We start from the raw sequence: 25033 nt of genomic DNA, 5'->3' as shown, positions 1-25033 counted from the left end.
CACATCTTATTTAATTGTCTTTAAAAGTGTTGGACAGGGCATATTTGGACGAACCGAATCCTATGTCCACCAGCATTTCTTTCTTTTCAAGTTTATCCAGCAGCTTTTGAGCTCCTTTTTTGTTAAGCCCTGTTTCAGATGCAAGATCAGAAGCATCAATATTAACTCTTTCCTGCAACAGATCCAGAACCAAATCTTTGAGCCGTACCTTCCCAGAAGCCAGTGGAGAATACCAGAACTGGAGATACCTTGAATAAGTGTTTTCAGAATTGTAAATTACTCCATCAGAACCTAAGGAATAGAGGAACAGCGATAATCTTGGATGAGTATAGCTTTCTGCCCATTCTGAAATATCGTCATCCCATGAATTCGCGATAAAACATATGCCTCGATATTCATTGTTTCCTGCAGCCCTTGCAATCCCCTGTACCTTTTCAACCAGCTTCCGAAGATCAGTTTCTGGATTCCACCGGGCATCCAGTACCAAAAGACTACCAAAAATACCTCCTTTGAGTTCTGCATGAGCACTTCTTTGATCGGTGCTATATTTCCACTTTGGAGAAGAAAGATAGTCACCTGAAGGAGACACTTCCGGCACAAAATCACCATATTTCCGCTCAAGGATGTTGAGATAATTGTAAAGGACAGATAAAGTTTCAGTGTCAAGTTTCTCTTCAACTGTTTCTCGTACAGGTTGCTGAACTGAATATTCTTCTGGTTGTTCAGGTTCGTCTTTGATTGCCAGTGACTCTTCAATAACTTCAGGCTCTGATGATGCAGCTTTCTCCGCTGCAATCCTTTGCCTGTTAGCTGAGTATTTGCCCATAAGAACCGGATCAACAGGTATGCGGGCTTTGATTGCCCTTTCAATACTCTCCAGAGACATGGTTAGTTTAAAGGCCTCAATGTTCATCTCACCATCAAGCATTTGGGAGATCATTTCTGAAAAAGAATCGGATTTAGCAATCAGTTGTTGTTCAGCATCATAAAACTCATCCAGACTGGAAGCAGTTTTACCTGAAAAAGCAGTAGTTTTCCCATCTATGCGTTTTAGCAAATCCACAATCCTGTTTCTTAAAGCCCGGATATCAGCAGTAGCCTGTACATTTCCATCACGATGAGATTTTTCAATCAGCATTTCAAAGGCCTGACGGTTTTCTCCCAGAACTTCTTTTATCCTCTGGTTGTTTTCAGTCTGAGTCCTATCTGGAGATTTTTCAGGTAATTCTAAATCATCCATAATAATCACCCCTGAGCTTGCCTGAATAATTCAGGAAATGTTGTTTCTTCACCGTGCTTCTTGATCTGCGCCCGGGCTTCTGCATACCAGCTCAGGATAGAAGGAGTCCGCCCTTCAAGCACTTTCCTGAAATCAGACATGTGAATTTTACGCGTATCTCCACCCTGAAGAGCTTCTCCGAGCGGAATGTCAGCAGCTTCTCCACAGATAGCAGCAATATCAGCTCCGGAGAACGATTCGGTTAGCTTTGCCAATTCCATAACATCTACATCATCTTCAACCGGCCGATTCTTCAGGTTCAATTTGAAAATGGCATATCTTGCATCAAGATCCGGCTCAGGGATGAACACAAGTTTGCTGAAACGTCCCGGACGTCGAAGTGCCGGATCGATTCCCCATGGTTCATTTGTTGCCGCCAATACAAGGAAACTATCTTCAGAGGTGTCCACACCATCAAGCTGGACTAACATCTCGTTCACCATACGTTTTGCATAATCTTCGCTTTCGCTCCTGCGGGGAGCAATTGCATCGATTTCATCCAGAAATACGATTGCTTTATCGCAATCCCTTGCAGCATCAAAAACCTGTCTGATGTTTTTCTCAGAAGAACCCACCCATTTGCTGACAATACTACTGGTTTTCACACTCAGGAAGTCGGCACCACATTCTTTTGCCGCCGCTTTGGCCATCATGGTCTTACCACAACCCGGTGGACCATACAAAAGGATACCTTCACCTGCCCTCTGACCATACATCTTGTAGAGCTCAGGATGAGTAAAGGGATAAATGATTGCCTTGCGAATGGATTCCTTCACGTTCTCAAGGCCGCCTATATCAGTAAAACCAATTGAAGGCTTCTGTTTGAGAAACAAGTCACTTTTTGCAACTGTTCCTTCATCGCTGTCCTCAGAAGTGCCACCAGTTGCCGGTTGAGCAGAGCGTTTAAAAGATTGTGCTTTTGCAAGCAAGTGCTCTGCAAGATCTCGCTGGGTATTTCTTTCCGCAACGTCTGAAGATTTTTGCGATGCGGAATTGTAAAGCTTGGCTGCCTCAAGATAGAGCTCACGGGCACGATCCGAATTACCCGACTTTTCTACCTCACGGGCAGCTTTTGCATAACCTCTGGCTTTTGCAGCCATCTGGACGGCAGACTCTCCCACCTGCACACCTTCCTCAAAACAAAGAGGTCAGGAATCAGACAGTGTCCTCGTCTGTCATCTCGGATTCAATACGTTTTGTCAGGGAATCCTTAGAACCGGTATCCGTGGACAGTTCTGCCAGTAATTCTGAACGAAGGGAATCCTGCATCTCGGAAAGCTCGGTGTCTCCTCCCATCGCTGCATCCATTGAAGAAGTCATCATGCTGGTAGCTGTGTTCACTTTTTCCATAGATGTCCGGATAGTTGTAATTGCGGATTCCATCTTGGCAGTATCAAAACCAAGCTGCTTTTGCCATTGTCCAAGATTCTCACCAATCTCAACAACTTCCTTAAGACCGGTCTGCATCTCAATAACGTCACTCATGGACTGTGCCATCTCTACCATGCTACCGATTGTGTTAACCTGACCGTCTACCATGGAATAACGGCGGGAAGCCACACGGAACTCACGATCATTGCCATTTGCAAGAGCATCCTTGGCAGAATCACGTGCACCCTGGCGTTTCTTCATCAGTTCTTTTTCCCTGGAAGTTAATCTCTGTTCAGATATAGCGAGCTTGGTTTTAAGTTCCTCAGGTGAGACTTTCTTGAAAGGATTTGTGAGCCCCATTACAGTTCCTCCTCCATTTTCTTCTGTTTGGCATAGCGTACACAAAGTTTCAATGCTTCAGAAGTATTGATTGCTATCCCCTTATTGACAAGACTATCCAGATATTGTTTCATATCTTCAGAAACTCTTGCACTAACAGGATACGAACGTTTCATATATTTTTCCTCCGGCGAGATGCCATGAGTTGTATCTCTATGTATACAATGGAAAACAATATATATAAGAGTTACCAAAGATCAACTCGCAGACTTACAGGTGTTGATAACATGGCCTTCAAATGGAAAAGGGAATTAGATGATATCGCCAGGGTTGTTCCAAAGGGCAGAGTAAATGGATTTTTCAGTAAATCCGTAGTTCTGTCCCCGAATGAAAATGCTGTCATGATCAGGAACGGGAATGTTGAAGATGTTATAGACAGTGGAAAGATTCGGGTAGGAGGCTTGTTGAAACCCGGCAACATTCGCAAAGACGTAGATGTTGCGCTTATTGATACCTCCGAGAAAGAACTGGACTGGGAACAAGCAGAACTATGGACCAGAGACAGTCAGCAAATCGGATGTAAAGGAATCCTGAAGTTCAGGATTTCGGATGTTGAAAGGTTCTTCCAGATGTTGTTTTCCTACAGCACAATGGACAAACATGGAGAAAGATACCTTTCCATCGATGATGTTTATAGCCACCTCCAGAGCGAGGTTTTAACCCGGGTTCTTGAGCCTGAGGTTCACAAGATAGAAATTGAGGAAATTTATGGGAATCGGGATCTTCAGGTTGCAATCGAAAACGAGCTCGAAATGCAGCTGAAAGACACTTTGCGAAACTGGGGACTTGAGATTGAAAGGCATACCGCAGAGTGGGATTTTGCTGAATATGAGAAAGTAAGAAGAACCCGAAGCCAATTCCAGACCTCAGAGGAACTTGAAGAAATTGAAGCCCTCCGCAAGGAAGGCAGGTTTGAAAGAGAAGGCCGTGAGCAGGTAGCTGAAGTTCGAAAAGATGTTGCTGCAGGAGCTGCATTGAGAGGACATGAAAGAGCGGAGGAGGAAAAGGAAGCTCTTCATAAAAAGCGTCTTGATCAAATTGAAATTGAAAGTGACGCTGCTGAAGCACGTTCTGGCATTGGGATTTACAAAGACTGGAAGGAAGCAAAGACCGGAGCAAGAAGGGATGAACTCGAGCTGGAAGAAGACATAAAAGACAGGCAGCACGGCCGTGATATGGAATACCTGAATAATATTACATCCAGTGGTGGAGAAGACGTTGCCAAGATTGTCGCACAGGGAAGGGAGCTATCTTCCATGACACCTGAGCAGCTTGAAGCACTGGCAAAAATGGACGAAGCAAAACGCAGGGCAGAAGAAGATCGCGTAGGGTTTATGATGGATGTCGAAGATAGGGAACGTGAAGATTCGTACAGGCGCAAAGAGCTGGATGCTGACATGATGGCAGCTGCCCGTGAAAGGCGCTCTTCAACTGTTAAGAAATGTCCCGGTTGCGGCACTACAGTACCTGCAGAAGCCAGTTTCTGCGGACAATGTGGTACGAAGCTCGACAGATAAAATCACAAACCAGGTGTCTGTGTTGGATACAAAAAAAATTGTTTTACTTTGCCTGAGCATGGCAATTGTCCTGACAGCATGTTCAATGACCGGAGGTGCTGTCACTGTATCCTCCGATGAAATAACCCTTGCAGAAGAATATTATACGCCGCTCCCGGAAGGCTATATCCTGTATATTGTGTCTGCAGATCCATACTACAATGAAGTGGAAATTGCACTTATTAGCGGCGATACCGTTGTTTCTGACTACATATATGAGGAAGGCGGGGTCTTTTCATATAGTGACAATTTTATTGCAGTCAGTTTTGACATCGTTGATGTATATTCAGGTGCCACCACAGACTATGTAACAATTAAAAATACCTACGTATACACCGGTGCTTCAACTGGTTCGATTGTGATCTACGGATTACCTGATGATGCAGACATATACCTGAATGGTTACTACCAGACCACAACTGGAACAGAATATGATATGGTATGGCTAAATTATCTCGAGCCAGGTTATCATTCACTTGAGATTTCAAAGCGTGGTTATGACACGATTTCCGAAGCAATTTACGTTTACTCCGGAGAACCTACATACTATACAAATTATCTGCGGGCAAGCGATTCATCGTCCAATTCAAATGGTGCTTATGGCGGGTCAGCGTCCGATGACGAAGCGGCAGCCCAGCTGCTTGGCGTAATAATCGTAATAATTGTTGCAGCAATTTTGTTAAAAGTTCTGCGTAGAAGGAAAAATAAGAAAAACAAGATGCCTGAAGAAGACAGAGCACCGCCGGTAACATCTTCACCGGTAGCCTCACCACCTGCAGCTACAGAAGAAAAAGGTAATGAAAAAGTTCTTGCAAAAACAGCGTTCTCCTACAAAGGATCTATGGTTGAATATAAAGTCAAAGTCGAAAACCAGACCACTGAACCAATAGGAGATATCCGCATAAGGCTTTTTGTTCCGGACGTATTCCATTTAAAGGAAAAAGAAAAGGTAATAGCCATGCTCGAACCCGGAGAAGGTTCCACCGTAACTTTCTCGATAAGACCTACCGGTGAATGCGGAGAATGCAAGGTTTCCGGGAATATTGAGTATTATGATTACGGAACCAAAAAACGCAAAGACGCAGAAGTTGGCAGCCGTTTTGTCAATATCATCTGTCCAGTTCTTAAAAGCAAAGAAATTAGCGAAAACGACTGGAGAGAATATGTGCGTGACATGATCTCTACAGGCGAAGACTCCAAGGATCTTGAAATCCCTGCGGAGAATCTTTTCAGCATTGTTTCAAGAGTCCTGAAGGATATGAATCTCTTTATGATCGAGCCAGAGATAACATCGACTCCACAGCTCTACACTGCCGTAGGACGGTTTTTCGCAGAAGGCGTTGCAGGCATGCATTATGCAGCATATATCGAAGTTGTAGGAAAAAGAAGATCACGACTCATACTGAAAGTCTGGGCTGAAAAAGAAAGTTCCTTAACTGGATTTTATCATAAGATGCTTGAAGAAATTGAAAAGAGAATTGATATCAAGTTATTTGTTGACGAGGGACTTACCCAGTATAACATTAATAATACAACTATTCAGGATAGCCTCATACAACGCTCAAACATAGGTAATGAGAAAAAGCATTGCCCATCATGCGGGGTTGAAGTGAAAAATGGGCAAAAATTCTGCACTGAATGTGGAGAACAACTGGATTGAGCGGGAAAATTTAGAAAGTGATTTATACAGAGATCAACGAGTATCACTTAATAATCAATAAGAGAGGGGATTATTTGCATCACTGCTCCAAAGGGAAAAAACCATCCTTTTCAAAAGTCATATTATTCATTTTTTTGGCATATTGCCTATTTGCAATTCAGGCTTCTGCAGCCCCATCCAGTCTCGAATGGGTGGCAGCAGGAAATGCGGAATTAGAACGAGAAAACTATGCTGATGCCCTTTATGCATTTGATATGGCATTATCCATAAATCCTTCAAATCCACAGGCATGGGAAGGCAAAGGAAATACGTATTTTGCAATGGGGCAATATGAAAATGCCTTTGATGCTTTTGAAAAAGCTACCGAGTATGGCCAAAATGATCCCTTGAAGTTTAAACTTAAAGGTGATTCAGCCTATTTATCCGGGAATTATGAAGCTGCACTTGAAGCGTATGAGCATACCCTGATGCTCCAGCCGGAATACCCCGAAGCGATTGCTGCAAAAGCATTGACATTGCAGACGCTTGGAAGATATGATGAAGCCAGCAGTCTGCTTATAGGGCTTCTCGATCTGAAATCGGATGATTTCAGGGTCTGGTACCGCACAGGAGAAATCCTTAGAATAAATGCAATTTATAATGAAGCAATCGATGCCTATTCCCTGGCAATTGATTTAGCTCCGGCACACGTACCATCCATAACAGGGCTTGGGTATGCACAAATTGGAATCGGGGTATTGGACGATGCAGAGGCATCTCTTGAAAAAGCGCTGGAACTTGATCCTGATTTCCCTGCTGCATGGGTAGGTCTGGGAAACCTTGAACATGAGCGTGGAAATTACCCTGAAGCTATTGAATATTATGACTATGCAATCATCCTCGAGCCTTCAATTGCAACTGCCTGGAATGGAAAAGGATACGCCTATTTTGAACTGGAAAACTACCAGCAAGCCTATCTTTCATTCGTAAACGCCACGACATTCAATCCAAACTATGCCAATGCATGGAGTGGGCTTGGTTATACACTGTACGAGCTTGGAAATCTGGAAGACGCTCTTGAAGCATTCAATAACGCTACTGAGGCAAATCCCAGATATGCCAATGCATGGATAGGAAAAGGAGATATTTTCGTAGAATTTGGTGATCTGGAAAATGCTGCTTTTGCCTACAGTAAAGCAGTAGAGGGAGATCCAACAATTGCAAAAGCCTGGTATAACCTTGGTGCGGTTCTTTATGATCTTGGAAGATATGAAGAAGCGCGTCTTGCCTTCGAAGAGGCGGCATCCATTGAAGAAAGCAATATAGATATATGGAACGGGCTTGGAAACACCCTTTATGAGTTGGAGCTATATCAGGATTCAGTAGATGCTTTTAACATTGCACTTTCTATTGAGGATGAAAATGAAACTGCCATTGAAGGGCTTCAAAGAGCACAGCTAAGAGCCGGGGACAGTTGGGTTTCAGAATATGGGCCATTTATACTGATAGCTGCAATACTGGTTTTATTGGTAATCATTTATTACAGAAGACAAACAAAATGAAAATGTTTGTCAGAGAGGGGTCTGAACATGAATATTTCAAATGGAGTTCAGTTAGAAGAATTATTTGCTTATGAGAAAAAAGCAAGCCGTATTGAACTATTTATAAGACTGGTCTATACCATACCAATCGTTATAGTCCTGTACATTTACAGCATTCTGGCAGGAATCTGCCTGCTTCTTCAATGGATCATCATCCTTATTGCCGGAAGAAGGATTGCAGTTATCAGCAATGTGATCAGTGGGTATCTTCGCTATTACACCCATATAGCAGGATATGTGTACCTTACTTCAGATAAAAGACCTGGAATAATGCCACCCTCAATTGCGATATACGAGAAGAAACTGTATTATGAAAAAGATACAACAGAGGTAATTCACAACGGTGAAGATGTATGAGAAAACCACTCCTCAATATCACGACTTTTTCCGAAAAGAGAAAAGAAGTATTGCTTTTGCTTCTTGAAGGAAATAAGATGCTTGAGGAAATAAGGGAAAAATTGAACGAATCATCACCCTCCATTCTTCCTCAAATAAAGATACTAAAGGAATACAGACTTGTCTGCCAGACAAAAGAAGGGTACCATCTTACCGATATTGGAAGACTTGTGGCTTTAGAACTTGATAAATTGAATAGCACCTGTGAAGCAATGCAAAAGCATCAGGAATACCTGATAACCCATGAAAGTTCCAGCATCCCAATGCATCTTTTAGAGAGAATTGGTGAACTTAAAGAAATGGAACTCAGGACTCCGAAACCTGCTGAAGCCTTTGATCCTTACTCAGTTGTGGTTGAAGAGTTGAAAAAGTCAAAGACAATAAAAACATTTGTAACAATTTACCATCCTGCTTATCCACTCATATACGCAGATTTGCTGGAAAAAGGAGTTCGAATAGAATTAGTTATGGGAACAGATATTTTTGAAAAAGTTAAGACTGATTATCCGCAACTTCCTTTCCTTTTTATGGGTTTGGAAAATTCAAATTTATATATTTATGATAACGAAAGTGGCCTTTCCACCATAATCTGTACGGACAGATTTGTATTGGTTTCCCTCTTTACAGATAAAAAAACGTATGACCTTTCTGTCCTTCATTCCAAAGATAAAAGGGCCTTAAAATGGGGAGATGACCTTTTTCAGTATTACCTGGAAAAATCAACTCTTGTAAAATGATTATCAGAGAATCTGTTTTCCTGCATCTGCACCGGATTTGCACTCATAAACAGAGTTTATTTTCAGCACAATGAGAGCTTTGGCAGGGAGTTTGTCGTTCCTTGATTTGGCCATTGCATGGGCTTTTTCATAGTCTTCACCCTCGGTTTTAATTTCAGCATCTCCTTTGATCTGGAAACATCCACCAACCTCAGGACCCCAGACAAAAATAGAAGCCTTCGGATTTTCTTCAAGATTCTCCCGGGTCTTGAGGAAGTAATTATCCGTAACCCAGATTGTTTCATCGTCTACAAGCTGACACATTCCAATTGGAATTACATTTGGAACGCCATCTTTAGATGCTGTGGCAAAAGGAAAAATCTTTACTTTAGAGAAACCGTCTTTCATTTCTTCAGTTAATTTTACCATTATTAAAACCTCAGTTTGTTAAAGGGATTTACAAGCGCAATATATTACCTTTATGATCCCGGGAATTAATTGCCTTTAACCATATCAAGGAAATACTGGTGAACGCGCAAGTCATCCGTTAGTTCAGGATGAAAAGCAAGGGCAAGAACATTTCCCTGTCTTGCTGCAACAACCCTGTCATCTATTTTTGAAAGGATTTCTACATCCTGACCATAATCAATTATTGCAGGAGCCCTGATAAAAACGGCCCTGTAGGAAGAATCAAGGAATGGTAATTCCAGATCAGTTTCGAAGGAATCACGCTGTCTCCCAAAAGCATTCCTGTTGACCTGTGTATTCATAAGCCCGAGTAAATGCTGATGGGTTTTTGCAACCTGACTGTCTCCACGTTGTGCAAGCAAAATTAAACCTGCACAGGTACCCATCACAGGAATACCAGCTGCAGCTGCCTGCTTTATTTCTTCTGAAATACCTTCTTTTAAAAGTAGGCGCCCGAGCGTAGTGCTTTCTCCTCCGGGAAGGACAATGGCATCACACTCAGGTACAATTCCACTATGTTTAATTTCAACAATATCGGCGTTTTCACCACGCTGCGCGAGCGCATTGTCTATCGCATGGACATGCTCAGACACGTCGCCCTGAATGGCAATCACACCAATAAGCATTCTGATTTCACCCGGAATAATTACCAGCCACGTGTTTGCAGGATTTGCTCTTCAGGAATGGAATCCACACTCTGGCCTTTCATACCAGCACCGATTCCCTTGGAAACTTCTGCAAGTACTTCAGGGTTATCATAGTTGTTAACTGCCTCAACAATTGCTGATGCCATTTGCTCAGGATTTTCCGCCTTGAAAATACCTGAACCCACAAAGACACCATCAGAACCAAGACGCATCATAAGTGCTGCATCAGCAGGAGTTGCAATTCCACCTGCAGCGAAGTTTACAACAGGAAGACGCTGCATTTCTGCAGTTTCCATTAAAAGCTCAATTGGTGCTTCGATTTCCCTTGCAACCATCATGAGCTCTTCCTTGTTCTTGCCTGCAAGTTCGCGTACTTCACCCATGATTTTCTTCATGTGCTTTACAGCTTCACTTACATCCCCGGTACCGGCCTCACCTTTAGTACGGATCATAGCTGCCCCTTCATTGATACGGCGAAGGGCTTCACCAAGGTTTCTGGCACCACATACGAATGGGACAGTAAACTGGGTTTTATCAATGTGATATTTGTTGTCTGCCGGAGTCAATACTTCGGACTCATCAACCATGTCTACACCAAGAGCTTCAAGAATTTCCGCTTCCACAAAGTGACCAATCCTTGCTTTACCCATTACAGGTATTGTGACGGTTTCAACAATTTCAGAAACAATTACAGGATCTGCCATCCTTGCAACGCCACCGGCTTTCCTGATATCTGCAGGTACAGCCTGAAGAGCCATGACAGCAACAGCACCTGCTTCTTCAGCAATACGTGCCTGATCGGCATTGGTGACATCCATAATGACGCCGCCCTTCTGCATCTTTGCAAAGCCGCGTTTGATAAGCTCAGTACCATGTCTTAAATTTTCAAGTTCCATTAAAATCATCTTCCCGGATCGGTTATTGCTCAATAGTTAAAAGTGTAATACTTAAAGTTATTCATTTCCTTCAATTCTTGCCACACTGACAACCCTGTCACCATTGCTGACTTTCATTATCCTGACTCCCTGAGTGTTACGCCCCTGCACACGGATATCTTTCACAGGAAGCCTGATAATTATGCCTTCTGAACTGGTGAGAATCACTTCATCAGTATCATGGACTGCTGTGACATTAACTACCGGACCATTCCTTATGCTGGTTACAATGGTCATCACACCCTGTCCACCTCTCCTCATGGAGCGATATTCATCAAACAGTGTACGTTTTCCGTAACCGTTTTCAGTGACAGTGAGCAAGCTTGCAGTTGCGTCAACGATATCAAGGCTTACAACTTCATCCCCTTCGGCAAGTTTCATACCCCTGACACCTTTGGCTGTTCTTCCCATAGCCCTTACGTCATCTTCATGGAAACGAATAGCCTTTCCAAACCTTGATACCATGACAATATCTTTGGAACCATCGGTCTGAACAACATTAACAAGCTCATCTGCATCAAGAAGAGAAATTGCAATAATACCTGCCTTCCTTGGATTACTGAAATCGGAGAGGCTACATTTTTTGACCGTTCCGCCTCTTGTTGCCATGAAAAGATATGTTTCCTCATCAAAGCTGGTTACAGGAATCATGGCACTGACATACTCACCTTCAGAGAGTTCGAGGATGTTGACAATCGCTTTACCCCGGGATTGCCTGCTTCCCTGTGGAAGTCCATAGACTTTCTGCCAGTAAAGTTTACCACGGTTTGTAAAGAAAAGCAAATAATCGTGAGTTGAAGCAACAAATATGCTTCCCACTGAATCGTTTTCCTTGGTTTCCATTCCGCGAATGCCTTTGCCACCGCGATGCTGTTGGCTGTATGTATCAATTGGCATACGTTTGACGTAGCCACCATCTGTCCATGTAACCACAACATCTTCTTCCGGAATCAGATCCTCATCTTCGATCTCTTCCCTGCTTCCTTCAATTCTCGTCCGCCTTTCATCAGCGAAACGCTCCTTTAGGACAATAATATCTTCGCGGATAATCGCATATTTGCGGGAATCGTTTGCAAGTATATCCTTCAAATCTGCAATGACCTTGAGGAGACTATCGTATTCCTCTTCAACTTTCTGCCTTTCCAGACCAGTAAGACGCTGGAGACGCATATCCAGAATGGCCTTTGCCTGGATCTCATCCAGTCCGAATTTTTCGATGAGTCCGGCCTTGGCCTCATCCACGGTTTTTGAAGCCCGGATAAGGGAAATAACTTCATCAATATGATCAAGGGCTATCTTCAATCCGTTGAGAATATGGGCGCGTTCTTCTGCTTTTCTCAGCTCATACTCGCTGCGACGGGTGATTACTTCAATGCGATGCTTGAGGTATATTTCAAGCAATTCCCGAAGACCTAAAACCCTTGGAACATTGTCCACAAGAGCCAGATTGATAATTCCAAAGGTTGTCTCAAGCTGTGTGTGTTTATAGAGCTGGTTGAGTACAACATGAGGGTTGGAAGCACGCTTTAATTCAATTACAACACGTATTCCATCCCTGTCCGATTCGTCCCTCAAATCGGAAATTCCAATTATTTTCTTGTCCCGTACAAGATTGGCAATAGACTCAATTAAACGTGATTTATTTACCTGATATGGAATCTCAGAGACAATTATGCGGAACTTTTCGTTTTTCATCTCCTCAATATTGGCTACCGCACGAAGGTGAATTCGACCCCTTCCGGTTTCGTAAGCATCCCGGATACCACTGGAGCCCATAATGATTCCACCGGTAGGGAAATCCGGACCGGATATAGCAGATCTTAACTCCTGTATGGTTGCTTCAGGATTATCTATCAACATTACAATCGCATCTATGACTTCACCCAGATTATGGGGAGCCATGTTCGTTGCCATTCCCACTGCAATTCCAGTAGAACCATTAATAAGCAGGTTTGGCAATCTTGCAGGCAGAACTTCCGGTTCGCTGAGAGAGCCGTCATAGTTCGGTCTGAAATCCACAGTATCCTTGTCTATGTCGACAAGCATTTCATCCGTGATGCGGGCCATACGCACTTCGGTGTAACGCATTGCCGCAGCAGAATCGCCATCAATGGAACCAAAGTTACCCTGACCATCAATTAGTGGACAGCGAAGGGAGAAATCCTGTACCATCCTCACAAGACTGTCATAAACAGCAGAATCACCATGCGGATGGTACTTACCGAGCACGTCACCAACCACACGGGCGGATTTTTTGTGTGCCTTATCGTAAGTGATACCTGCCTCTTTCATGGCATAGAGAATACGACGATGCACAGGCTTCAGACCGTCTCTTGCATCCGGAAGGGCACGTCCGACTATAACGCTCATTGCATAGTCAATATAGGAGCGTTTCATCTCATCCTGAATAAGGATCGGAACTACTCTCTCACCAGAAGAAACATCTTCTTCGATGTCACCAGCGGATTCAAAATCGTTAATATTGTTATCCTCTTCCATCGTTCCTCACCTCAAATATCCAGATTTGTGACATCCTTCGCATGATCCTGAATGAATTTTTTCCTAGGGGACACATCGTCACCCATCAGGATTGAAAACATTTCATCCGCTGCCACAGCATCTTCCATTGTTACCTGTAAAATAGTCCGGGTTTCAGGATTCATTGTTGTTTCCCATAACTGATCAGGATTCATCTCACCAAGACCTTTGTAACGCTGGATTGAAACTCCTTTGTCACCGATTTCTTCAAGGATTTTTGCTTTTTCCTGATCTGAATAAGCAAAATGTTGTTTTTTACCTTTCTTAAGGCTGTAAAGAGGAGGCTGAGCAATGTAGACATATCCCGCTTCGATGAGTGGTGTCATGTAACGGAAGAAAAATGTTAGCATAAGCGTTCTGATATGAGCGCCGTCCACATCAGCATCAGTCATTATGATGACTTTGTGGTATCTTGCCTTCTCGATATCATAATCTTCCCCAATACTTGTACCCATTGCCGTAATCAGGGAAAGAATCTCGTTGTTTTTCAGTATTTTTGAAAGCCTGGATTTTTCAACATTCAGGATTTTACCCCTGAATGGCAAAATAGCCTGAAAACGCCTGTTACGTCCCATTTTTGCAGAACCACCTGCAGAATCTCCTTCCACAAGGTACACTTCACACATAGAAGGATCTTTTTCAGAGCAATCTGCAAGCTTACCCGGAAGTGTGCTGACTTCAAGAGCGCTTTTACGGCGGGTCAGTTCACGTGCTTTCTTTGCAGCTTCCCTTGCGCGTTTTGCATCAAGGGCTTTCTGGAGAATAATGGCAGCAACCTTTGGATTCTCTTCAAGGAACTCAGCAAGACCTTCAGCAACCATGGACTCAACAATTCCCTTGAGTTCACTGTTTCCGAGTTTGGTCTTGGTTTGCCCTTCAAACTGGGGTTCTGTGAGCCTTACGCTGATGATTGCAGTCAGACCCTCGCGAATATCCTCACCTGAGAGCTTGGCATCATCTTTTGAAAGGTTATTCTTTTTGATATAATCGTTAGCAACACGAGTCAGTGCAGCCTTGAAGCCGGCCAGATGAGTGCCACCTTCGTGCGTGTTAATGTTGTTTGCAAACGAGTAAACGTGCTCAGAATAACTGTCAGTGTACTGAATGGCAATCTCCACTTCAGTACTTTCTTTTTCCCTCTCGAAATAGATAGGTTTTTCATGGAGGGCATTCCTGCTGGAATTGAGATGTTCAACGAAAGAAACTATTCCGCCTTCATAGTGGAATTCATCTTTATGAATATCTTCTTCATCCCGATTATCTGAAATTGCAATCCTTAGACCTTTGTTGAGGAATGCCAGTTCCCTAAGTCTTGTAACAAGAGTGTCATAATCAAAATCCAGTGTTTCAAAAATGTCTCCATCCGGTTTGAAAGTTGTACGGGTTCCAGTCCCATCGGTTCCTCCCACCTGAACAACTTCAGATTCAGGGGCTCCTCTGTTATATCTCTGGAAATAAATTTGCCCGCCACGACGAACTTCAACTTCAACCCATTCGGAAAGAGCGTTTACGACAGAAACACCAACCCCATGCAGACCACCGGAAACCTTGTAGGTGTTCTTATCGAATTTTCCGCCTGCATGCAGTACTGTCATAACCACTTCAAGAGCTGATTTCTTATATTTTGGATGGGGATCAATCGGAATGCCACGACCGCTGTCCGTCACGGTTACTGATCCATCTTCATTGATGGAGACGTCAATGGAATCACAGAAACCTGCGAGTGCTTCATCTATACTGTTATCCACCACTTCGTAAACCAGATGATGCAATCCCCGACTATCGGTGCTGCCAATGTACATGCTTGGACGCTTCCTGACAGCTTCCAGCCCCTCAAGCACCTGAATATGCGTTGCATCATAGTCATTTCTGTCGCTCATCGTGATAGTCTCCGTGTAATGCTGAATAAGCAGGGATACAGTGTTTTGGTTCTTTCGGGGAACATGAAAAGAGATGTGAAAAAACCATCAAATCTTTCATCCCCATTATTCCTCTAGATTCGGGTATCACTACGTATTCATAGATAATAAAGATTGCTTTTCAGCATCCCTTAAATGGTTAGCTATATCAATAAGAATGTATTTTAGGATACAAAACGACAGATACTTATTATTAATAATAAATCCCGGATTAGGGTGAACATATGTCATTGGCAGAATTAAGGACACACTATTCAACACAGGTTAATCCCGAAGAGATTGGAGATGAAAAAGTCTCTCTTGCAGGATGGGTACACGAAGTCCGTGATCTTGGCGGTATTTGTTTTGTAGTACTAAGGGATCGTGACGGAAGGGCACAGGTTACCCTTGTTAAGAAAAAAATTGACAGGGAACTGTTCAACTTTGCACGTAAACTCATCCGTGAATCTATTATTTCAGTCACAGGAACAGTGAAGCCGGAAGCAAAAGCTCCTAATGGCTATGAATTGATTCCTGAAACCATTGAATTGCTCAATGAAGCGGAATCACCACTCCCAATGGATACCACCGGGAAAGTAGATGCAGAACTTGACACAAGACTTGATTCAAGATACATGGATTTAAGGCGTGAGAAATCACATGCTGTTTTCAGGATACGTCATGAAGTGCTCAACGCAGTAAGGACTTTCCTCTCCAACAACGGTTTCCTTGAAACATCAACCCCGAAAGTCGTCGCAACCGCAACAGAAGGCGGCACTGCCCTTTTCCCAATCACCTACTTTGACAGAGAAGCATTCCTCAACCAGAGCCCACAGCTTTTTAAACAGATCCTTATGTCCGGCGGAATGGACAGAGTATTTGAAATCGGACCCATTTTCCGTGCGGAAGAACACGATACAAGGCGCCACCTCAATGAAGCTACATCAATTGATATTGAAGCAAGCTTCATGGATCACTTCGATGTAATGGAGATTCTTGAGGAAATGGTTGCTTTTGTTTACACCGAAGTTAAGAAAAATGCCGCCCAGTTCCTCGAAGACCTCGAGATTGATCTTCAGGTTCCAAAGACACCTTTCCTGAAATTACCATACAGTGAAGCAATTGAAATTGTCAACGCAAATACCGATGAAAAGCTCACATGGGGAGATGACCTGTCAACCCTTGCGGAGCACACCATCGGACAGCATGTGTTTGATAAAACCGGAGAAGAACATTATTTCATCATAGACTGGCCATCCGAGATAAAGCCATTCTATGCGCTGCCTTATGAAAACGATCCGGAAATTTCCAAATCATTCGATATGATGCACAGGACAATGGAACTTTCATCCGGTGCACAACGTGTCCACCAACATGACCTGCTTAAGACCCGCATCGAAAACCAGGGACTTGACCCGGACGGATTTGAGTTCTACCTCAAGACTTTCAGGTACGGAATGCCACCACATGCAGGATGGGGTATCGGATGTGAAAGGCTTGTTATGACAATGCTTGGTGCTGAAAACATTCGTGATGTGGTACTCTTCCCAAGAGACAGGAAGAGGTTGTCACCCTAAAGCAGATTTGAGGCTTCAATATGGCAGACAGGAGTTCACCCAGTTACCATCCCGGCAAGGAAGCTGCCGGAAAAAAGGCAGCGGATCTTGTTGAAGACGGCATGATTGTAGGACTCGGAACGGGTTCCACGACCGCCTACACGATTAAGGAAATCGGAAAAAGGGTAAAGGAAGGACTGGACATCCTTGCCGTTGTCACGTCATACCAATCCGAGATGCTGGCAATCGAAGCCGGAATTCCCCTGACCTCCCTTGCAGAACATCCTGTGCTGGATATTGCAATCGACGGTGCAGATCAGGTAAACCCCAACCTTGATACCATAAAGGGCGGCGGGGCCGCCCACACAAGGGAAAAGATTGTTTCGCTTTCTGCAAAGCGTTTCATAATCGTAGCTGATGAGTCCAAGTATGTGGAAGAGCTGGAAATGCCAATACCCATTGAAGTCCTGCCTTATGCCTACAAGCTGGTACAAAAACAGATTGCTGATCTTGGTGGTAAAGCCGAAATCAGGGCTGCTTCAAGGAAGGACGGACCGGTTATTTCAGACAACGGTAATTTCACACTTGACGCTGACTTCGGAAAAATCAAAAATCCGGAAGAGCTGTCAACAAGCCTTTCAAAATGTGCAGGGCTCGTTGAGCACGGTATTTTTACAAACGTAGATGAAGTTTATATCGGGGACAAGGACGGAAACGTAAAAGTCCTTAAAAAGTAATTTCGGGGATTACATCCCCATTTTCTTCATCATTTTTTGCATATTGAATTTACCGCCACGAAGTCCTTTCATGGCATTCTGCATGGTTTTGTGATACTTGAGGAGTTCACGGACTTCTTCTGGTGCACAACCTGAACCCCGGGAAATACGTTTGATTCTTGAACTTCCGATGAGACGCGGATTTAGCATTTCTTCTTCGGTCATGGAATCCATGAGAACACGGAAGCGGCCCATTTTATCCCCGGTAACCTGATAAGCTTCATCAGATACCTTGATACCCATGCCACCCAGAGGCAACATCTGCATGATTTGCTTCATTGGACCCATCTTGTTCATGGCTTCGAGCTGGTTGTACATGTCCTTGAGAGTGAACTTGCCCTTCATCATGGACTCAATGTCCATCTCTTCCTCGGACAGGGCTTCCTCAGCCTTTTCAACTAAGGATTTGATATCACCCATTCCAAGCAGACGGGAAATGAACCTGTCCGGCTCAAATTTCTCAAGATCGTCCGGTGTTTCTCCTACACCGATAAAAGCGATAGATGATTTGGTTTCGGCAACTGCTGAAAGAGCGCCACCACCTTTTGCGGTACCATCTAGTTTGGAAATTACAACCCCGGAGATTCCAACAGATTCATTGAACGCACGGGCCTGTTCGCTTGCCTGCTGGCCAATACCTGCATCAAGGACAAGCAGCTTGTAATCCGGATTTGCGACTGCATGGATTTGTTCCATCTCGTCAATAAGATCAGCTTCAAGGGAGTGTCTTCCGGCAGTGTCAACGATCTTGATGTCGTATTTGTCGATTTCCTTCAATCCTCTTTCGACAATACCTACTGCATCAGGATTCCCTTCCTCACCGTAGAAAGGAACATTGAGGCCTTCACAAAGGGTTTTGAGTTGCTGGTAAGCACCGGGCCTGAACGTATCGGCACAAACCACAGCCGGCCTGAGACCTTTACGCTGGAAATAACGGGCCAGTTTGGATGTAGTGGTGGTTTTACCGCTACCCTGCAGCCCTATCATCATAATTTTCTGTGGAGTAAGGGGAATGTCAGTACCTTCGCCGAGGATATTGACCATTTCCTGATAGACAATCCTGATAACATGCTCACGGGCGCCTGTGCCCGGTGGGACCTCTTCATTCAAGGCACGGTCTTTGATGTTCTTAGAAAGAGCCATTACCAGCTTGACATTGACATCAGCCTGAAGCATAGCTCTCTGGATATCTTTTACGACCTCATTGACTGTACGCTCGTCAATACGCCCTGCTCCAACTAATTTTTTGAGGGCATCCTGAAGCGAAGTTCCAAGTTTGTCCATTACCATTTTCGGGTTCGTCCTTTTTATTGTCTCTCCAATAGTATTGTGTCGCCGTATTTAATAATTTTGTGAAAAAAAATCACTAAAGAGCTTCAGACTGATATGAACATGAGTGCAATCAGTGCCAGCCCAACTCCCAGCCATTGTTTTGAAGACAGGTGTTCTTTCAGGATAAGCCACGCAAGCAACACAGTACCTCCCGGATAAAGGGAAGAAGTTACAGTTGCAATGTCGAGTCTTCCCATTTGGGTTGCTACCGCGAAAAACAGATTTCCGCCCGTATCAAAAATCCCGGCGACGATTATCACAGGAAGTACATCCCTTGAAGGCAGCTTTATTGATCTTTTTACAAGAACAAATGAAAGCAGCAGGATAACTGCTGAGAGCTTGGCAATGACCAGAGGCCAGAAAAGCGAATCTCCGCTGAATTGCCCGATGGAAATAAAGAATAATCCAAAACCAAAGCCTGCAAGAAGTGCAAGAATTAAGTCATCAAAATGTGTTTCCGCCTTCTCGGTTGTACCCGCAATAAACCAGATACCAACAATCGCAATGAGAAACCCGAACATCTGGTGAATGGCAGGCAACCCTTCATAAAACGCACTGTGGAGAACCGGAAGGATAACCGCCACAACTGCAGAAAGTGGAGCCACAACTCCCATTCGCCCCCGGGAAAGACCGCGATAGAGAGCAATCAGTCCAAGACTCCCGGAAATTCCGGCAAAGGCACCCCAGAATGCGTTATCAAATGCCGGCATCGTTTCTGAAAAAGAGAGGGCAAGGGCCGAAAGCAGGACAGCTCCAACAGCTTGGGTAATTATGACGACCATGTATTCACTGGCACGTTTTGTAGCCACCCCGCCACCGAAATCTGCAGCTCCCCAGGAAGCAGCAGCTGCAAGTCCCAGTATTACCACAAGGATTTCAGCAGGTATAAATGCCAGAGCTTCCATACTTGCAGGAAAACGGAAGTTTGCCAGATATAGTTAACGATGTCTGAGTTCAACTCTTAAGATCTTATATAGACCTCAAAAATATAAACTAAAATAATGTACACTATTAAAATTAATACAAGGAGATAGTTGGTCCTATAAAAGTGCTTCTGTTCATATTTTAAATCTTCATCGTTAGTCCTTTCTACAGCGATATTAAGAGCTTTTTTTCTACGTCCCAGGCTATCGAAGTGTCCTAAAAGATCTCCTGAGCCTTTTAATACAAACTCAACTAAGATAGTGAGCAAACATGGCACTATAAAAATTGGATGTACAAAATAGCCAGCTACAAATAGAATGACAATCAATGAGGGAAGTAATTTCGAATACTTCTTTAAAGTTGAACCGTCTAATGGTTTATCGTTCTGTTTTTCTATTTCTGAATTAAGAATAGCATAAGTTGTTCTAGCTTGAAATTTAGTCTTTTTGGGCCTTCCCCGGTTCATCCAGAATATGGCAATTAATGAAAATATAAAGAAAATCAAGATATGAGGTAAAAAATAAACAGCTTCTTCCAATACTTTTCCAGAAATAAGCTGTCCATCACGATATCGATTTGGATTGGTTTTGTGGATGAAAATTTCTTCATAGTCTGTTAATCCATCGTCATCAGTATCGGGATTTGTTGGGCTTGTTCTATAAAGATCCTGTTCATCCCCATCAGTTATCCCATCAGCATCTGTATCAGGATTGATTGGATCAGTTCCCTAGTAAATAATTTCTTCATAATCGCTTAATCCGTCATTATCTAAATCAGAATCAGTGAAGAGTTGTCGATTGGTATAAGTAAAGGGATCAGTTCCAATATGTTTTTCATCATCATCGCTAATTCCATCGTGATCAGAATCAAGCGTTATGGGTTCAAGAGGAAGAGGATCCTCAAGATCATATAAACCATCCCCATCAGAATCAGGATTTAACGGATCAGTCCCTACAACGAATATTTCAAATTCATCGTTCAGCCTATCTCCATCAGTATCAATTTCCAAAGGATCGGTTTTGTAGCGAAAGATTTCTTCATAGTCAGTTAATCTATCACCATCAGTATCAGAAACATGAGGATCAGTGCCGTGAAGTAATTCTACATCATCAGATACACGATCACCATCTGAATCTATTAGTGGAGGAGAATCTGGTTGTGTAAATTCAATATATGCTGTGTTAGCGATAACCAAAACAATGCTCAGAATAAGAATTTTTACAACCGTATCCATTAACCTAATGAATTATTTTATCTTATTTAATTTTTGTTTAAAAGTTGTAGCTAAAATCAGACAGATCTAAAGAGATGGAGTTTCACTTGATCCCATAAAACCCAGCCTGCATATGGGAAAACCACAGTAGCCCTGTTGTACTAAAACCGGAAGATCCCAGGAGTTCCAGATGTTCTTCTATGGAAATCGGGAAAAATGCATTATCAAAGCGGCCTAGATGCTCGTCAACCGTTTCCTCGTCCCTGCCCTGTGAGAGCTGGTAACTCTTCCATCGATTTATGGTAAGATCGATAGCAGCTTTTGAGGAAGGATGAATGTGTTCAAACGTGATGTATATACCACCCGGTGGCAGGAGATCAAAACAACGTTTTGTAGCTTTTTTCCTTTCTTCAGGACTGAAATAATGATGAGAAAGGATTGCTGTAATGACATCCGGGTTGTCGGGAAGATCAAAACGAATGTCCTGTGTAGGAGCCGGAGAAAGGAAGTGAAGATTACCATTCGGAATGTCTTTTAATTTGCTCCGCGCCTGCTCCAGCATTGATTCAGAAGGGTCTGCCAGAACAAAAAGAGTTTCCGGAAACTCAGAGTGTGCTTTACTGACAAGTGAGCCGCTACCACAACCAGTATCAAGCCAGACTTTAACATCCGGGTTCACATTTTTGACAAAATCAATTACTTCCGAGTGGAACGTCTCGTAAAACGGAAGAGTCTTACGAACATTCATATCGTACTCTGCTGCATTGTAAGGAGTGGAATTGTCATTCTTTTCCATGATTTAGGTTCCGGTATTTACTTTTAATGAAGGCGATGATGAGTTTATTCAATTAATCAATAGTTTTACAGGGCTCAATAGCTGAACTGTTAAATCCTTTAAATATCAACCATAGGGCCAAAACCACTTCATTTGATATTATTGGAGAATAGAATAGCATCGAACTGGAAATAAGACCAGCTATTTCTAAAATATTCACCAGAATTAGCAATATTGATGCGACAAAGCCCCATACTGACAACCATCCTGGAATCAGTTTTGATTGATACAACAGATAATAAAAAAACAGGGCAGCGATTCCAAAAATGTATGCATGGATTACATAAATACCATCATATATGCTAATCAAAAATGCATCTGAGGATAAAGATAAAACTCCGGCAATGATCATAAGTCCGCCTTCAATGCCTCTAAAACCAATGTACCCAAGAGATATGTTTTCGTTGTATGGTCTAAAGAGAGGAAACATGATGACTGCAATTGCAATAACCGCAACACCGCTAAGTGCCTCAGCGAGCATTACTATTATTTTTGATTCAATTACACTGCTGGCCAAAACAGCATAAGCAAATAAAATTAGTGACCCTACAATTATGGCTTTTTTCCTGATTTCATCCATATAACCCACAACCACTTAAAATGGTAATCGCAGTGCCTATTTAAAATTATGGACGAATGAAATTTCAGAACAATCTGCAAGAGAATAAAATCAAAAGAAGAATAGCGGGGGATGGATTCGAACCATCGGTCTACGGGTTATGAGCCCGTCGGGATCTCCTGGCTACCCCACCCCGCTAGGATGTTGTGCCGTGGAACCTCAATAACATGGTCATTACTGATAAAGCTTGCGTATGATTTCGTATGCAGTATGCGAAACAATATAAACACCAGAATCCTAATTTATCCATAATCGGAGGGTGAAGTAATGGCATTGCCGGATAATTTCAAATGCGTTGTGACAAACTGGGATTACATTTACAACCTGTGCAGGAACGTTGCTGATGACGTAAAAGAAGACGGATACGAACCCGACATCATCATTGCGCTTGCAAGGGGAGGATGGTTTGCAGGCAGGGTTCTTTGCGATTTCCTGAACCTTGACGACCTCACAAGTCTCAAAATAGAGCACTACATCGGTGCTGCAGAACATGGCGATGAGCCACATATTAAGTATCCTCTTGCCGACAAGGTTGCAGCCGGAAAAAATGTGCTGCTTGTTGACGATATCACGGATACCGGCCAGAGCATGAAACATGCCAAAGAATATGTCCTGCAGCAGGAACCAAAGGAAGTTCGCACCGCAACTCTCCAATTTCTCTATAATTCCATATTTGAACCTGACTATTGTGGAGAAAAGGTCGATGAATGGGCCTGGATTGTGTATCCCTGGAACTTCATCGAAGACCTGACGGACATCATAAGCGGTCTTATGCAGAAAGATACCGAACATGATGTCTGGGATATTCCCACAATAAAACATGTCCTCTGGAAAAACCATTCGATTGAGCCTATGTATTTCGAGATGACCCAACCCGGAAGGATGACAGAAATTCTTAAAGAGATGGAACGAAGAGACATTGTTGAAAAAGTAGAGAAGGGTGAAGGACTCTGGAAGAAACTCTGAGGGAAAATAATGGAAAATGTGGATATTGCAATAATTGGTGGCAGCGGAGTATATGACGTAAGCCTGTTTGATAATGTGAAACAGGTGGACATCGATACACCTTTCGGGAAACCCTCTGATCTGATTACAGTAGGAGCTTTTGGAGACAGGAAAGTTTCGTTCCTGCCAAGACATGGAAGCGGCCATCGCATATCCCCATCCAATCTCAATTCCCAGGCCAACATATTCGCACTTAAGAAACTTGGAGTGAAACAGATTATTGCAGCGTCAGCTGTTGGAAGCTTGAAAGAGGATCTGAAACCCCTGGACATCGTAATTCCTGATCAGATATACGATCGCACCAAACTTCGGCCAACAACATTTTTCGATGATTTTGTAGTCCACACAGGCTTTGCAGATCCATTCTGCCCAAGCATGTCAAAAATGCTCTACGACATATCATCATCCAAAGGTTATCGAACACACAACGGTGGCACCTACGTTTGCATTGAGGGACCACAGTTTTCTACAAGAGCGGAATCAAGGGTTTATCAGAATCTCGGATTTGACATAATTGGAATGACAGCTATCCCCGAAGCAAAGCTTGCAAGAGAGGCTGAAATCTGCTATGTAACTGTTGCCACTGTGACTGATTATGACGTATGGCATGAGAAAGATGTCAACATTGAGACAATCATTGAAAATGTGATGAAAAATGAAAAGGCTGTACGCGAAATCATTGCTGAAGCCCTTGAGAAACTTCAACCAGACGATACATGCCCATGCCAAAGTGCCCTCGCAGGAGCAATAACTACTGCGGAAGATTTTATACCCGATGAATCAAAACAAGAGTTAATGCCTCTTATCGGAAAGTATCTTAAAGGGTGAAAACTACCTGAGATATAGGTAAAAGTGAATTTCATACTGAAACGGTGAACAGATGCCACACAAATGTACCCGATGCGAATCAATCTTTGAAGACGGCGCCTCAATTATCCTTAACGGCTGCCCCAACTGCGGCTGGAATAAATTCCTCTACGTCATGCCTGAAAAAGAGGAAAAAGAAGAAGTTGAGGAAAAGCAGGTTGAAGCAGAGGTTTCCGAAGAAAAGAAAGAAAATATCCCATCGGAAGAGTTCATCAAGGAAATCGATGACTTAATCGGCATTGAGGAACAGGAAAGAAGTGTCACGGAAGAAAACGGGGAAAAAGTGGAATCTGTAAGGATACTTGGTCCTGGTTCCTATGAGCTTAACCTGGACTCCCTCCTTAACCGCAAGGAAATTGTGATGGCAATAAAGGAAGATGGGACTTATGCGGTAGATCTTCCATCCGTATTCAAGGGTAAAAAGAATAAGAAAGAATAAACTTCGCCTCTTTTCCCGGGAGAA

The 25033-nt window shown here is 43.2% G+C and carries 25 protein-coding genes, 1 tRNA gene and 1 pseudogene; 10 read left to right on the top strand and 17 right to left on the bottom strand.

Annotated features, from left to right (window positions below; genetic code table 11):
* Positions 1-10 precede the first annotated feature (10 nt).
* Genes J2755_RS01185 through J2755_RS01170 form a run of 4 tightly spaced genes read right to left on the bottom strand, consistent with a single transcriptional unit; the run spans position 11 to position 3165 of the window.
* Positions 11-1240, bottom strand: a complete 1230-nt coding sequence (locus J2755_RS01185) for a hypothetical protein (RefSeq protein WP_209678422.1) — start codon at positions 1238-1240, stop codon at positions 11-13.
* Between the two features lie 5 nt (positions 1241-1245).
* Positions 1246-2400: an ATP-binding protein gene (locus J2755_RS11505; protein WP_209678419.1), complete on the bottom strand. Its 1155-nt coding sequence runs from the start codon at positions 2398-2400 to the stop codon at positions 1246-1248.
* A gap of 34 nt (positions 2401-2434) precedes the next feature.
* Positions 2435-3010, bottom strand: coding sequence for a hypothetical protein (locus J2755_RS01175; protein ID WP_209678416.1), 576 nt, complete (start codon positions 3008-3010; stop codon positions 2435-2437).
* Complete coding sequence (locus J2755_RS01170; RefSeq protein ID WP_209678413.1) at positions 3010-3165, bottom strand: hypothetical protein; 156 nt, start codon at positions 3163-3165, stop codon at positions 3010-3012. Before J2755_RS01170 ends, J2755_RS01175 begins: the two co-directional genes overlap by 1 nt.
* A 111-nt stretch (positions 3166-3276) precedes the next feature.
* On the opposite strand from J2755_RS01170, the gene J2755_RS01165 reads away from it, so the two are divergent.
* The 5 genes from J2755_RS01165 to J2755_RS01145 all read left to right on the top strand — a co-directional run bounded on the left by J2755_RS01165 (position 3277) and on the right by J2755_RS01145 (position 8978).
* The gene (locus J2755_RS01165) at positions 3277-4566 is read left to right on the top strand and encodes an SPFH domain-containing protein (RefSeq protein ID WP_209678410.1); all 1290 of its coding nucleotides are present in this window, start codon (positions 3277-3279) and stop codon (positions 4564-4566) included.
* A 22-nt stretch (positions 4567-4588) separates the two neighbouring features.
* Positions 4589-6265 (top strand): PEGA domain-containing protein, encoded by a 1677-nt coding sequence (locus tag J2755_RS01160; RefSeq protein WP_209678407.1) that lies wholly within the window; start codon positions 4589-4591, stop codon positions 6263-6265.
* Between the two features lie 134 nt (positions 6266-6399).
* Positions 6400-7806, top strand: a complete 1407-nt coding sequence (locus tag J2755_RS01155; RefSeq protein WP_209678404.1) for a tetratricopeptide repeat protein — start codon at positions 6400-6402, stop codon at positions 7804-7806.
* Positions 7807-7833: 27 nt separating this feature from the next.
* The gene (locus J2755_RS01150; RefSeq protein WP_209678402.1) at positions 7834-8202 is read left to right on the top strand and encodes a DUF4389 domain-containing protein; all 369 of its coding nucleotides are present in this window, start codon (positions 7834-7836) and stop codon (positions 8200-8202) included.
* Complete coding sequence (locus tag J2755_RS01145) at positions 8199-8978, top strand: helix-turn-helix transcriptional regulator (protein WP_209678400.1); 780 nt, start codon at positions 8199-8201, stop codon at positions 8976-8978. The genes J2755_RS01150 and J2755_RS01145 overlap by 4 nt, the downstream gene beginning before the upstream one ends.
* Positions 8979-8981: 3 nt before the next feature.
* Here J2755_RS01145 and J2755_RS01140 read toward each other — a convergent pair whose 3' ends face one another.
* The 5 genes from J2755_RS01140 to gyrB all read right to left on the bottom strand — a co-directional run bounded on the left by J2755_RS01140 (position 8982) and on the right by gyrB (position 15425).
* Complete coding sequence (locus J2755_RS01140; RefSeq protein WP_209678397.1) at positions 8982-9386, bottom strand: pyridoxamine 5'-phosphate oxidase family protein; 405 nt, start codon at positions 9384-9386, stop codon at positions 8982-8984.
* Positions 9387-9451: 65 nt separating this feature from the next.
* On the bottom strand, positions 9452-10051 hold the full coding sequence (pdxT, locus tag J2755_RS01135; RefSeq protein ID WP_209678386.1) for a pyridoxal 5'-phosphate synthase glutaminase subunit PdxT: 600 nt from the start codon (positions 10049-10051) through the stop codon (positions 9452-9454).
* Positions 10052-10071: 20 nt separating this feature from the next.
* Entirely contained in the window at positions 10072-10968 is an 897-nt protein-coding gene (pdxS, locus tag J2755_RS01130; protein ID WP_209678384.1) for a pyridoxal 5'-phosphate synthase lyase subunit PdxS, read from the bottom strand.
* A gap of 57 nt (positions 10969-11025) precedes the next feature.
* Positions 11026-13506 carry a DNA gyrase subunit A gene (gene gyrA / locus J2755_RS01125; RefSeq protein ID WP_209678381.1) on the bottom strand — a complete coding sequence of 827 codons (2481 nt, stop codon included), beginning with the start codon at positions 13504-13506 and terminating at the stop codon, positions 11026-11028.
* A gap of 11 nt (positions 13507-13517) precedes the next feature.
* Entirely contained in the window at positions 13518-15425 is a 1908-nt protein-coding gene (gyrB, locus tag J2755_RS01120; protein WP_209678377.1) for a DNA topoisomerase (ATP-hydrolyzing) subunit B, read from the bottom strand.
* Positions 15426-15688: 263 nt separating this feature from the next.
* On the opposite strand from gyrB, the gene aspS reads away from it, so the two are divergent.
* Positions 15689-17020, top strand: coding sequence for an aspartate--tRNA(Asn) ligase (gene aspS / locus J2755_RS01115; RefSeq protein WP_209678374.1), 1332 nt, complete (start codon positions 15689-15691; stop codon positions 17018-17020).
* A 20-nt stretch (positions 17021-17040) separates the two neighbouring features.
* Positions 17041-17736 carry a ribose-5-phosphate isomerase RpiA gene (gene rpiA / locus J2755_RS01110; RefSeq protein ID WP_209678371.1) on the top strand — a complete coding sequence of 232 codons (696 nt, stop codon included), beginning with the start codon at positions 17041-17043 and terminating at the stop codon, positions 17734-17736.
* Positions 17737-17745: 9 nt separating this feature from the next.
* On the opposite strand, the gene J2755_RS01105 is transcribed toward rpiA, so the two are convergent.
* From J2755_RS01105 to J2755_RS01075, 8 genes and pseudogenes are all read right to left on the bottom strand, one after another.
* Positions 17746-19065 carry a signal recognition particle protein Srp54 gene (locus tag J2755_RS01105; RefSeq protein ID WP_209678368.1) on the bottom strand — a complete coding sequence of 440 codons (1320 nt, stop codon included), beginning with the start codon at positions 19063-19065 and terminating at the stop codon, positions 17746-17748.
* 86 nt (positions 19066-19151) lie between these two features.
* A complete protein-coding gene (locus J2755_RS01100; protein ID WP_209678351.1) occupies positions 19152-20012 on the bottom strand; it encodes a DMT family transporter in 861 nt (286 codons plus the stop codon).
* Between the two features lie 56 nt (positions 20013-20068).
* The gene (locus J2755_RS01095) at positions 20069-20569 is read right to left on the bottom strand and encodes a hypothetical protein (RefSeq protein ID WP_209678348.1); all 501 of its coding nucleotides are present in this window, start codon (positions 20567-20569) and stop codon (positions 20069-20071) included.
* A gap of 39 nt (positions 20570-20608) precedes the next feature.
* Positions 20609-20719 (bottom strand): annotated as a pseudogene (locus J2755_RS11575) (hypothetical protein); the annotation flags it as partial.
* Between the two features lie 39 nt (positions 20720-20758).
* Positions 20759-21265 (bottom strand): hypothetical protein, encoded by a 507-nt coding sequence (locus J2755_RS01090; protein ID WP_209678346.1) that lies wholly within the window; start codon positions 21263-21265, stop codon positions 20759-20761.
* Between the two features lie 82 nt (positions 21266-21347).
* Positions 21348-22040 (bottom strand): class I SAM-dependent methyltransferase, encoded by a 693-nt coding sequence (locus J2755_RS01085; protein WP_209678343.1) that lies wholly within the window; start codon positions 22038-22040, stop codon positions 21348-21350.
* A 52-nt stretch (positions 22041-22092) separates the two neighbouring features.
* Positions 22093-22659 (bottom strand): DUF4386 domain-containing protein, encoded by a 567-nt coding sequence (locus J2755_RS01080; RefSeq protein ID WP_209678340.1) that lies wholly within the window; start codon positions 22657-22659, stop codon positions 22093-22095.
* A 102-nt stretch (positions 22660-22761) separates the two neighbouring features.
* Positions 22762-22836, bottom strand: a tRNA-Met gene (locus tag J2755_RS01075).
* 129 nt (positions 22837-22965) lie between these two features.
* On the opposite strand from J2755_RS01075, the gene J2755_RS01070 reads away from it, so the two are divergent.
* The 3 genes from J2755_RS01070 to J2755_RS01060 are packed head-to-tail and all read left to right on the top strand — an operon-like array spanning position 22966 to position 25009.
* Positions 22966-23664 (top strand): phosphoribosyltransferase, encoded by a 699-nt coding sequence (locus tag J2755_RS01070; protein ID WP_209678337.1) that lies wholly within the window; start codon positions 22966-22968, stop codon positions 23662-23664.
* 9 nt (positions 23665-23673) lie between these two features.
* A complete protein-coding gene (gene mtnP, locus J2755_RS01065; protein WP_245312586.1) occupies positions 23674-24531 on the top strand; it encodes an S-methyl-5'-thioadenosine phosphorylase in 858 nt (285 codons plus the stop codon).
* 52 nt (positions 24532-24583) lie between these two features.
* Complete coding sequence (locus tag J2755_RS01060) at positions 24584-25009, top strand: Zn-ribbon domain-containing protein (protein ID WP_209678334.1); 426 nt, start codon at positions 24584-24586, stop codon at positions 25007-25009.
* Positions 25010-25033 lie beyond the last annotated feature (24 nt).

This window comes from Methanohalophilus levihalophilus, from assembly GCF_017874375.1.
GTDB lineage: Archaea > Halobacteriota > Methanosarcinia > Methanosarcinales > Methanosarcinaceae > Methanohalophilus > Methanohalophilus levihalophilus.
The sequence above is the reverse complement of the archived record's forward strand: the minus strand, read 5'-3'. Positions and strand labels throughout refer to the sequence as shown.

What these genes read in the sequence shown, in the direction of transcription:
- pdxT (WP_209678386.1), bottom strand. Translation starts at nt 10,051, where the DNA reads ATGCTTATTGGTGTGATTGCCATTCAGGGCGACGTGTCTGAGCATGTC.
- J2755_RS01140 (WP_209678397.1), bottom strand. Translation starts at nt 9,386, where the DNA reads ATGGTAAAATTAACTGAAGAAATGAAAGACGGTTTCTCTAAAGTAAAG.
- aspS (WP_209678374.1), top strand. Translation starts at nt 15,689, where the DNA reads ATGTCATTGGCAGAATTAAGGACACACTATTCAACACAGGTTAATCCC.
- J2755_RS01185 (WP_209678422.1), bottom strand. Translation starts at nt 1,240, where the DNA reads ATGGATGATTTAGAATTACCTGAAAAATCTCCAGATAGGACTCAGACT.
- gyrB (WP_209678377.1), bottom strand. Translation starts at nt 15,425, where the DNA reads ATGAGCGACAGAAATGACTATGATGCAACGCATATTCAGGTGCTTGAG.
- gyrA (WP_209678381.1), bottom strand. Translation starts at nt 13,506, where the DNA reads ATGGAAGAGGATAACAATATTAACGATTTTGAATCCGCTGGTGACATC.
- J2755_RS01100 (WP_209678351.1), bottom strand. Translation starts at nt 20,012, where the DNA reads ATGGAAGCTCTGGCATTTATACCTGCTGAAATCCTTGTGGTAATACTG.
- J2755_RS01070 (WP_209678337.1), top strand. Translation starts at nt 22,966, where the DNA reads ATGGCATTGCCGGATAATTTCAAATGCGTTGTGACAAACTGGGATTAC.
- J2755_RS01090 (WP_209678346.1), bottom strand. Translation starts at nt 21,265, where the DNA reads ATGGATACGGTTGTAAAAATTCTTATTCTGAGCATTGTTTTGGTTATC.
- J2755_RS01170 (WP_209678413.1), bottom strand. Translation starts at nt 3,165, where the DNA reads ATGAAACGTTCGTATCCTGTTAGTGCAAGAGTTTCTGAAGATATGAAA.
- J2755_RS01165 (WP_209678410.1), top strand. Translation starts at nt 3,277, where the DNA reads ATGGCCTTCAAATGGAAAAGGGAATTAGATGATATCGCCAGGGTTGTT.
- J2755_RS01175 (WP_209678416.1), bottom strand. Translation starts at nt 3,010, where the DNA reads ATGGGGCTCACAAATCCTTTCAAGAAAGTCTCACCTGAGGAACTTAAA.
- J2755_RS01145 (WP_209678400.1), top strand. Translation starts at nt 8,199, where the DNA reads ATGAGAAAACCACTCCTCAATATCACGACTTTTTCCGAAAAGAGAAAA.
- mtnP (WP_245312586.1), top strand. Translation starts at nt 23,674, where the DNA reads ATGGAAAATGTGGATATTGCAATAATTGGTGGCAGCGGAGTATATGAC.
- rpiA (WP_209678371.1), top strand. Translation starts at nt 17,041, where the DNA reads ATGGCAGACAGGAGTTCACCCAGTTACCATCCCGGCAAGGAAGCTGCC.
- J2755_RS01085 (WP_209678343.1), bottom strand. Translation starts at nt 22,040, where the DNA reads ATGGAAAAGAATGACAATTCCACTCCTTACAATGCAGCAGAGTACGAT.
- J2755_RS01105 (WP_209678368.1), bottom strand. Translation starts at nt 19,065, where the DNA reads ATGGTAATGGACAAACTTGGAACTTCGCTTCAGGATGCCCTCAAAAAA.
- J2755_RS01060 (WP_209678334.1), top strand. Translation starts at nt 24,584, where the DNA reads ATGCCACACAAATGTACCCGATGCGAATCAATCTTTGAAGACGGCGCC.
- J2755_RS01150 (WP_209678402.1), top strand. Translation starts at nt 7,834, where the DNA reads ATGAATATTTCAAATGGAGTTCAGTTAGAAGAATTATTTGCTTATGAG.
- J2755_RS01080 (WP_209678340.1), bottom strand. Translation starts at nt 22,659, where the DNA reads ATGGATGAAATCAGGAAAAAAGCCATAATTGTAGGGTCACTAATTTTA.
- pdxS (WP_209678384.1), bottom strand. Translation starts at nt 10,968, where the DNA reads ATGGAACTTGAAAATTTAAGACATGGTACTGAGCTTATCAAACGCGGC.